Genomic DNA, 7,775 nt, shown 5'->3' on the forward strand with positions numbered 1-7,775 from the left:
CGCATCCTCGCGGTCAGAAAAGAACCAGGAGAACATAAACCACATAGGCACCGGTGAAGGCTACGCCCCAGGGCCGGGTCAGGTTCCAGCGCAGGAAGACGAACGGAAACAGCACCAGCGCCGACAACAGCATCACCCAGATATCGAAATCGAGAGTCGAGGGTTCGACCGGGATCGGCCCGACAAAGCTCGCAATGCCGATGATCGCCAGCATGTTGAACAGGTTCGAGCCAATGACATTGCCAAGCGCCACCTCGGTCTCGCGCCGCAACGCGGCCATCACGGTGGTTGCAAGCTCGGGCAGCGAGGTTCCGACGGCGACCAGCGTCAGGCCGATGACCGTGTCGGGCACTTCGAGCACCTCGGCGATCCGCACCGAGGAATCGACCAGAATGTCGGCACCGAGCGGCAGGCCAACGAGGCCGAGCACCAGATAGAGCAGAATCTTCCATCGCGGCATCGAGGCATCCGCGCCCTCGACATCCTCGAGCGCGGTCCCGTTGCGTTCGGCTTCCTCGGCGGCGACCCGGACCCCGCGCCGGTGGTTGCGCGCCATCCGCCAGGCATCGAACAGCATCACCGCCAGCAGGAACAGCAGCACCGTTCCGTCGATCCAGTTGAACAGGTCGGTATAGGCGAGCCCGATGAAGGCAAAGCTTGCCAGCACCATCATGACCCAGATCTTGCGGGTATTGCTTTCGGCCGTGTTCAATCCCGAGATGATCGCCGGGATCCCCAGCACAAGCAGCACGTTGGCGATGTTCGATCCGACCACGTTGCCAAGCGCAAGCCCCGGCGCCCCGGTCAGGATCGCCTGGACCGACACCAGCAGCTCGGGCGCCGAGGTCCCGAAGGCGACGATGGTCAGCGACACCAGCAGGGCCGGGATCCCGATCCTGAGCGCGAGGTTCACCGCGCCCTTCACGAGGGCATCCCCCGAAAGCAGAAGGATCACCAGCCCAAGCGCAGCCAGGGCCACATCCATCGCCATCACGTCATTCCTTTCCGCAAGCGCAGCGGCCGGGGCCAACCCGCCAGGCGCCGCAAGCGGGACATTTCCGCGGCTTTGGCAGCGCGTGCCCCTTGGCCTTGCCCTTGTCCTTGCGGCCGGTCCCGGCCCCGCCAGGCCAGCGCAGCCGACCGGCGAACGCCATCAGCGCCATGCCGACAAGAAAAAGGGTGACGATCTTGATCAGCACTCAAAGACCATGGCGGGCCCAGAGCGCCCGCTCTTCCAGTTCTGCCGACAAGCCTGCGACGGCTTCGATCCCGAACCGCCGCAGCAGCCCGCGGCGCGGGCCGTAGACGGCGAATCTGACCTTGTCGCCATGGCGCTGCTTCATCACCGGCACCAAATGTCCAACCGCGTCGGCAAGGCCCGCCTCGATCGCCCGATCCCCGACCCAGACCTCGCCGGTGAACAGCGCGCGCGCCTGATCCAGCCGGTCTCCGCGGCGGGTTTTCACATGGGCGATGAAGTTCTGGTGGATCTGTTCCTGCAACGCCGTCAGCCGGGCCACATCCTCGGGCCTCTCAGGCCGGAACGGGTCGAGGAAACTTTTTGACTCGCCGGCCGCGTGAACCCGCCGCTCGACCCCGACCTTCGCGATCAGGTCCTGCAGACCGAAGGACGCCGAAATCACGCCGATCGAGCCAACCAGAGAATTCTCGTCCACCACGATATCGTCGGCCGCACAGGCCAGCCAATAGCCGCCCGAGGCGGCCAGATCCTCGACAAAGGCCGTGACGGGGATGCGCTTTTCATCGGCCAGACGGCGGATTCGGGCCGCAATTAGCGAGGATTGGGCGGGCGAGCCCCCGGGGCTGTTGATCACCAGCGCCACCGCGACCGGCTTGCTGCGCCGGAACGCCCGCTCGATCATATCGGCGGTGCCGGAATCGTTCAGCCCCCGCGCGCCTTGCGCGATCATCCCGCTCAGTCGAACGACCGAGACGACTGGGGGTTTGGGCAGGAATGGAAGGAAATGCTTCATGATGACCCATGTAGGCTGCCGCGCTACTGCCGACAAGGCGCGGCGACACAGCGCCCGGCCGCTGCGGCCCGCCAGCCGCGCGATACCGCCGCCACAGCCTCGGGTTCAGTCCGCGGGCAGCACGAGAATGGCGCGAAAATCGTTCACATTCGTCAGCGTCGGGCCGGTGACGACCTGATTGCCAAGCCCGGCAAAGAAGCTGTGGGCATCGTTGCGGTCCAGCGCCGCGGCAGGGTCGAGCCCGGCCGCGCGCGCGCGGGCCAGCGTGTCTGGCCCGATCACGGCGCCTGCGACCTCGGCCGCGCCGTCGACCCCGTCGGTGTCGCAGGCAAGCGCATGGATCCCCGGCGCGCCGTCAAGTTCCAGCGCCAGCGCCAGCACGAATTCGGCATTGGGTCCGCCGACCCCGTCACCCCGCCGCGTCACCGTCAACTCGCCGCCCGAAAGCAGCAGAACCGGCGCCGCGCCGCGCGCAGCCAGAGCCGCTCTCGCCTGCACCGCTGCCACCTCGCGCGCCTCGCCCTCCAGCGCATCGCCGAGGTTCTGCACCGCGCAGCCCGCCGCCTCGGCCAATGCCGCTGCGGCCGCCAGCGATTGCGACGGCGCCGCGACGACCCGGTTTTCGACCCGTGAGAGCCGCGGATCGCCGGGCGGGATCACGCCGGTCTTTCCGGCCAGAACCTCGATCACGGATTGTGGCGCCGCGATGCCCCAGCGCTCGATGATCGCGCGCGCCTCGGCCGCCGTGCTGGCGTCGCCCACCGTCGGCCCCGACCCGATAAAGGCCGGATCGTCCCCCGGTACGTCCGAGATCATCAGCGCCAGCATCCGCGCCGGATAGGCTGCCGCGGCAAGCTGGCCGCCCTTTACCCGGCTCAGGTGCTTGCGCAAGGTGTTCATCCGGTCAATGGGCGCGCCCGAGGCCAGAAGTGCCGCGTTGACCGCCTGTTTTTCGGTGAGCGTGATCGCCCCCGCCGGCTGCACCAGCAGCGCCGAGGCGCCGCCCGAGATCAGCGCCAGCACGAAATCGTCCTCGCCAAGTTCGGCCAGCAGACCCAGCATCCGCGCCGTCGCCTCAAGCCCTGCCGCGTCGGGCACCGGGTGGGCCGCTTCGACGATCTCGATGCCCTCGCAAGGCCGGCCATAGCCGTAGCGCGTGATCACCAGCCCCTCGCAAGGACCCCAGTGGCTTTCGACCGCCTCGGCCATCCGGGCCGAAGCCTTGCCGGCGCCGATCACCAGAACGCGGCCATCGGGCCTATCGGGCAACTGCGCTGGGATCATCGCCATCGGGTCGGCCACCTCGACAGCGCGATCAAACAGCCGACGCAGAAGACCCTCAGACTCGCTCAGTGCCACCGGGCGCCGGCCCGCGCCAGGCTCGCGGCCGTCGCGATCAGCGTTGAAATCTCGCCCGGCGCAAACTCCGGCTTGCCGATGTCGCGGCGCGCGGAGGCGTTCAGGCCCTCGGCTTTGTCCGGCGCTTCGGTGTCGTGGTTGCGTTGCGGCGTAACGTGGTCCATGTCGCCATCCTTCGACCGATCGTTTGGCGCGGCGCTGCGGGTCGGTCGGGCCACCCGGGATCGGGGGAGGCCGCCTGGTGCGCCGTCAGCACCAGTGTCGATCCAGCAGCCGCAGTACACAATGGAGCCACCGTGCGGATCGCCGATTTCCTGCGGTCGCGCCATTGTCGCGCTGAAAAAACCGGCAAGGCGCCAAGAAAATGGTCGTTCCGGCGTGGATCGGACGCCAGTTCAGCGCCGCGCAGCCGGATCCTCGCCTTCCGCCGCGGGGTCAGCCCCCTCGTTGGGGTCCTGCTTTCCATCGGGTTCCAGCCCAAGGTCCATCCGCGCCCGATGAATCAGGTGGCCGGCGACAGCACTGGCAAGCGCAACGAACAGCCCGATCCCCACAACCAGATAAAGGACGGTGAAAAGCTTGGCCGCCGCCGTTGTCGGCACCAGATCGCCATAGCCGACAGTCGCGATGGTCACGGCCGAGAAATAGAGCGAATCGACCGCGCTCCACCCCTCCAATCGCGAATAGACAACGGCCGCGATCATCACCACCGTCGCGGTCAGCCCCATCAGGATCCGCACCCCGGGGTCGAGAATCGCCTCGAAAAACCCCGCCATCACGTCGCGGCCGTTGTGAATCGCGCCGCGCCGACGCTTCTTCGCCGGGCCGCTCATGCCTCGCGCTCCGTGACAGGCGGCTCGTCGCCGATCCGGTCCGACAGCAGAACGGCGATGAAACGCGTCCCCGGGAAGGCCGCGCAGATTATGGCGATCATCGAGGTCATGGGAACCGCCAGGATTGCCCCGGGAATGCCCCAGAGTGCGGCCCAGAGCGACAGCGCCAGCAGCACCACGAAGGGCGAAAGGTTGAGTTGCCGTCCAATCATCTTCGGCTCCAACACATTGCCGACATAGATCTGCGCCGCCGCCAGAAGACCGCCCAGCAGCAGCGTCGTGGTGATCGACCCGAACTGCGCCAGCGACAGCACCACCGGAAAGGCCACGCCGATCAGCGAGCCGACATAGGGAATATAGTTCATGAGCGCAATTATGACCGCCCAGAACAGGGCAAAGTCCACCCCCATCCACCAGAGAATGCAAAAGGATATCACGCCGAGGATCGCGTTGATCAGCGTCTTCACCGCCAGGTATTCGCCAATCCGGACGTTGATGTCGGTCAGGATCGCCTGGGTCTGGTGCGCCTGCTCGGCCTCGAGAGCGGCCTCGAGCTTGCGGCTGAAGCTGTGGCGTTCGCCGAACAGGAACCCGGCATAGACGACGATCAGAAAGACCGAGCCGCCAAAGCTGGTGAGCGAGCCGAGGAAGATCCGCAGCACAAGCTGGACATCCATCCGTTCGACCGTCAGCGACCGGATTTCCTGCCACGAGGGGATGTCGGGCAGACCGAACATCACCGCAATTCCGGTTACCGCCGCGTCGAGGTTCTGCTGATAGACCTCGGCCACGGCCAGAAGCTGATCGACCGTCACCGCAACCACCAGCACGATCCCCAGCAGCACCAGCGTGAAACCGGCCAGCATCGTCAGCGGCGGCACCCAGGCCGGCAGCCGGCGGAACAGCGGCAACCGCGAGATTGCCGCGCTGCCCGAATGCAGGATGTAGACCGAGATCACCGCGGTAAAGACCGGCAGGAAGATCCCCTTGCCGATGACCAGCAGCCAGCCGACCATGATCACCAGGGCAAGCCCCAGCACGGTGTTGAAAAGCCGGGCATTGGGCATCGACCGACGGGCCTCCGGAAGCTCTTGCAGGTAAACGCGCGCAATCTAGGCGAAGGGTCCGCGGTTGAACAGCGCGCAGGGTTGTCCGGGCATCGACGCGCGGCATTCCGCCCCGCGGCCTGACCGCCATTTCCCAAGCGACGGGCCGGTGCCGAAGCACGCGCCCTCGGGGCCGCCGCAGCGCTTGTCGGCCGCGCGCCCCGGCCGTTTGAAACAATGGAGCCGCGGCCACGCGGGCCACGGCTCCGGTCCCGGTCGGGATTTCGGATCCCCCGCGGGGTCCGGCTCAGCCCAGCAGCTTCGACTTCTGGGCGGCGAATTCTGCCTCGGTGATGACGCCCTTTTCGCGCAGCTCGGCAAGCTTGGTCAGTTCGTCTGCGGTCGAATGCGAGCCTGCGACATGGCGGATATAGGCCTTGCGTTCATTTTCTACCGCCTCATGCGTCGCACGCTGGCGTGCGCGCATCTCGTCGCCGCGCAGCAGGATGTACATCAGCACGCCAAGCCAGGGCAGGATCATCACGCCCAGAAGCCACAGCGCCTTGCCCCAGCCGCTGATGTCGTCGCTCGCGAAGATGTCGGCAATGACCGAGATCAGGACCCAGATCCATGCCACCAGCAGGAAAACCAGGAAGATGGACCAGAGAATGTGAAATAGCGGCATCGCTGCCTCCTTGTTGCGTTTGGAACTGTGTGACTGGCCATGCGGGCAGCCAGGAACCATGACGGCGTTCCGGACGGATCCGGTGACAGCCTACTACCCGCAAAAGGCGATCCCGGCGCGCAGGTCAAGAAACATCTCATCGCTTAACAAGGGACATCTCATGAATCGCCCCTCGATCCCGATCCCGCATTTCATCCTTGCCAATACGCTCGGCCTTCGGCTTGCAGCCTCACGGCAAAAGGGCGGAACCGGAATGGGCCGCCCTTTTGCCTGTTCGGACAGTTTGTCAGGGATTGCAGCGGCAGGGCGCCGCCGCAAATGCCGTCACCGCCCCGGCCGCACCGCGACCGCCATTTCCTGTTCGATCACCACCGCGACGCGGTCGCCGGGGTTGCGCGCCTCGGCAAAGACACGCATCTCGCGCGGCACTGTGACAGTGCGTTCGGTGCCGTCGTCGAGCCGGACCTTCGCCAGGTGGGTCCGCCGGTCGTAAGACAGGAACTCGACCACGCCGGTCAGCGTCCCGGCCATGCCGGCGCCGGGCCGCTGCCCCGGGGCCGCGCGCGCCGTCACAACCTCGCCCGTGGCATCGCCCGGGTCGTTGGGGTTTGCCATGCCGACCGCGACCGATTCGAAATAGTCGAGCGAGATCCGGTCGCCCGGCTCCAGTTCGCCAAAGTTCTTGACCTGCGGGCCGGCCCGGAATGTCACGGTCGCGGTATCCCCGCGAACGGTGAACAGCCGGTTCTTGGCGTCGATCGATTCGATCGTCCCGTTCAGCGACACGGACTCGGTCGTCTTCGCGTGGTCGCGATTGATGACCAGCGCGTCGCAGGCACTGACGAACAGCAGCGTCGCAAGCGCCAATGCGATCTTGATGAACATTCCTATCCTCCGGATGTCTCGGGGGGCGGCGCAGGGCGCCGCCTGATTGCTGCCAAGCTATGCGACGGGCCGGGACGAGGGAAGAGCGGAAGGCCGGGTCTCATCGACGCCGAAGCCCGGGGGCCGCGCGCCCGGCCCTAGCCCTCTGTCGGCGCGTGGCAGACCGCCTCGATATTGTTGCCATCGGGATCGAGGGCGAAGGCGCCGTAATAGTTCGGATGATACTGCGGCCTCAGACCGGGGGCGCCGTTGTCGCGCCCGCCGGCAGCCATAGCGGCGGCGTAGAAGGCATCCACCTCGGCCCGGGTCGCTGCGGCAAAGGCCACATGCACCGGTCCGCCCGCCGCCCCGCCGCTGCCGATCCAGAAATACGGCTTGCCGACGGTACCGAAGCCGACATGGGCGCCGTGCCCGCCGGTCATCTCCTCGGTGACCTCCATTTCCACCGCAATCCCAAGCGGCTTCAGTGCCGCCTCATAGAAAGCGCGCGCCCCACCGATGTCCGAAACCGTCACGCCCAAATGGTCGATCATGGTCAGCCTCCTTGATTTGCCAGGGTCCACGATATTCCCGGACGTTGGCAGCCGGGCGCGGGAAGTCAAACGGAAAGGGCCGCCCCGAAGGGCGGCCCCGAATTCCCCGATCTCCGGGCCGCGCCCGAAGACCGGCGGCTTCGAGAGATCACTCGATGATCTTGCTGACCACGCCGGCGCCGGCCGCGTCTGCGGTTTCCGCGGACGCGCTCGTTTCCAAGATCACTCGATGATCTTGGAAACGACCCCTGCGCCGACGGTACGGCCGCCTTCACGGATGGCGAAGCGCAGTTTTTCTTCCATCGCGATCGGCGCGATCAGCTCGACGGTGAAGCTGACGTTGTCGCCCGGCATCACCATTTCGGTGCCTTCGGCCAGCGTCACGGTGCCGGTCACGTCGGTGGTGCGGAAGTAGAACTGCGGACGGTAGTTGGCGAAGA

At 66.5% G+C, this 7,775-nt stretch carries 9 protein-coding genes and 1 pseudogene; all 10 read right to left on the reverse strand.

Going from position 1 to position 7,775, the window contains the following annotated elements:
- Window positions 1-13 precede the first annotated feature (13 nt).
- Window positions 14-991, reverse strand: coding sequence for a calcium/sodium antiporter (locus DQG17_RS09790; protein ID WP_116132498.1), 978 nt, complete (start codon window positions 989-991; stop codon window positions 14-16).
- Window positions 992-1,199: 208 nt separating this feature from the next.
- Window positions 1,200-1,994: a S49 family peptidase gene (locus DQG17_RS09800; protein WP_116132500.1), complete on the reverse strand. Its 795-nt coding sequence runs from the start codon at window positions 1,992-1,994 to the stop codon at window positions 1,200-1,202.
- 105 nt (window positions 1,995-2,099) lie between these two features.
- Window positions 2,100-3,353, reverse strand: coding sequence for a glycerate kinase (locus DQG17_RS09805; protein WP_369908007.1), 1,254 nt, complete (start codon window positions 3,351-3,353; stop codon window positions 2,100-2,102).
- Window positions 3,344-3,517, reverse strand: a complete 174-nt coding sequence (locus tag DQG17_RS21655; protein WP_157973568.1) for a hypothetical protein — start codon at window positions 3,515-3,517, stop codon at window positions 3,344-3,346. The genes DQG17_RS09805 and DQG17_RS21655 overlap by 10 nt, the downstream gene beginning before the upstream one ends.
- Window positions 3,518-3,748: 231 nt before the next feature.
- Complete coding sequence (locus DQG17_RS09810; protein ID WP_232829373.1) at window positions 3,749-4,186, reverse strand: potassium channel family protein; 438 nt, start codon at window positions 4,184-4,186, stop codon at window positions 3,749-3,751.
- Complete coding sequence (locus DQG17_RS09815) at window positions 4,183-5,253, reverse strand: AI-2E family transporter (protein ID WP_116132501.1); 1,071 nt, start codon at window positions 5,251-5,253, stop codon at window positions 4,183-4,185. Before DQG17_RS09815 ends, DQG17_RS09810 begins: the two co-directional genes overlap by 4 nt.
- 286 nt (window positions 5,254-5,539) lie before the next feature.
- Window positions 5,540-5,917: an SHOCT domain-containing protein gene (locus DQG17_RS09820; protein ID WP_157973569.1), complete on the reverse strand. Its 378-nt coding sequence runs from the start codon at window positions 5,915-5,917 to the stop codon at window positions 5,540-5,542.
- A gap of 324 nt (window positions 5,918-6,241) precedes the next feature.
- Window positions 6,242-6,802, reverse strand: coding sequence for a hypothetical protein (locus DQG17_RS09825; protein WP_116132502.1), 561 nt, complete (start codon window positions 6,800-6,802; stop codon window positions 6,242-6,244).
- 137 nt (window positions 6,803-6,939) lie between these two features.
- Entirely contained in the window at window positions 6,940-7,335 is a 396-nt protein-coding gene (locus DQG17_RS09830; RefSeq protein ID WP_116132503.1) for a VOC family protein, read from the reverse strand.
- A gap of 222 nt (window positions 7,336-7,557) precedes the next feature.
- Window positions 7,558-7,775: pseudogene (gene tuf / locus DQG17_RS09835) on the reverse strand (elongation factor Tu); the annotation flags it as partial.

It is taken from the genome of Tropicimonas sp. IMCC34043, assembly GCF_003390845.1.
Lineage (GTDB): Bacteria > Pseudomonadota > Alphaproteobacteria > Rhodobacterales > Rhodobacteraceae > Tropicimonas.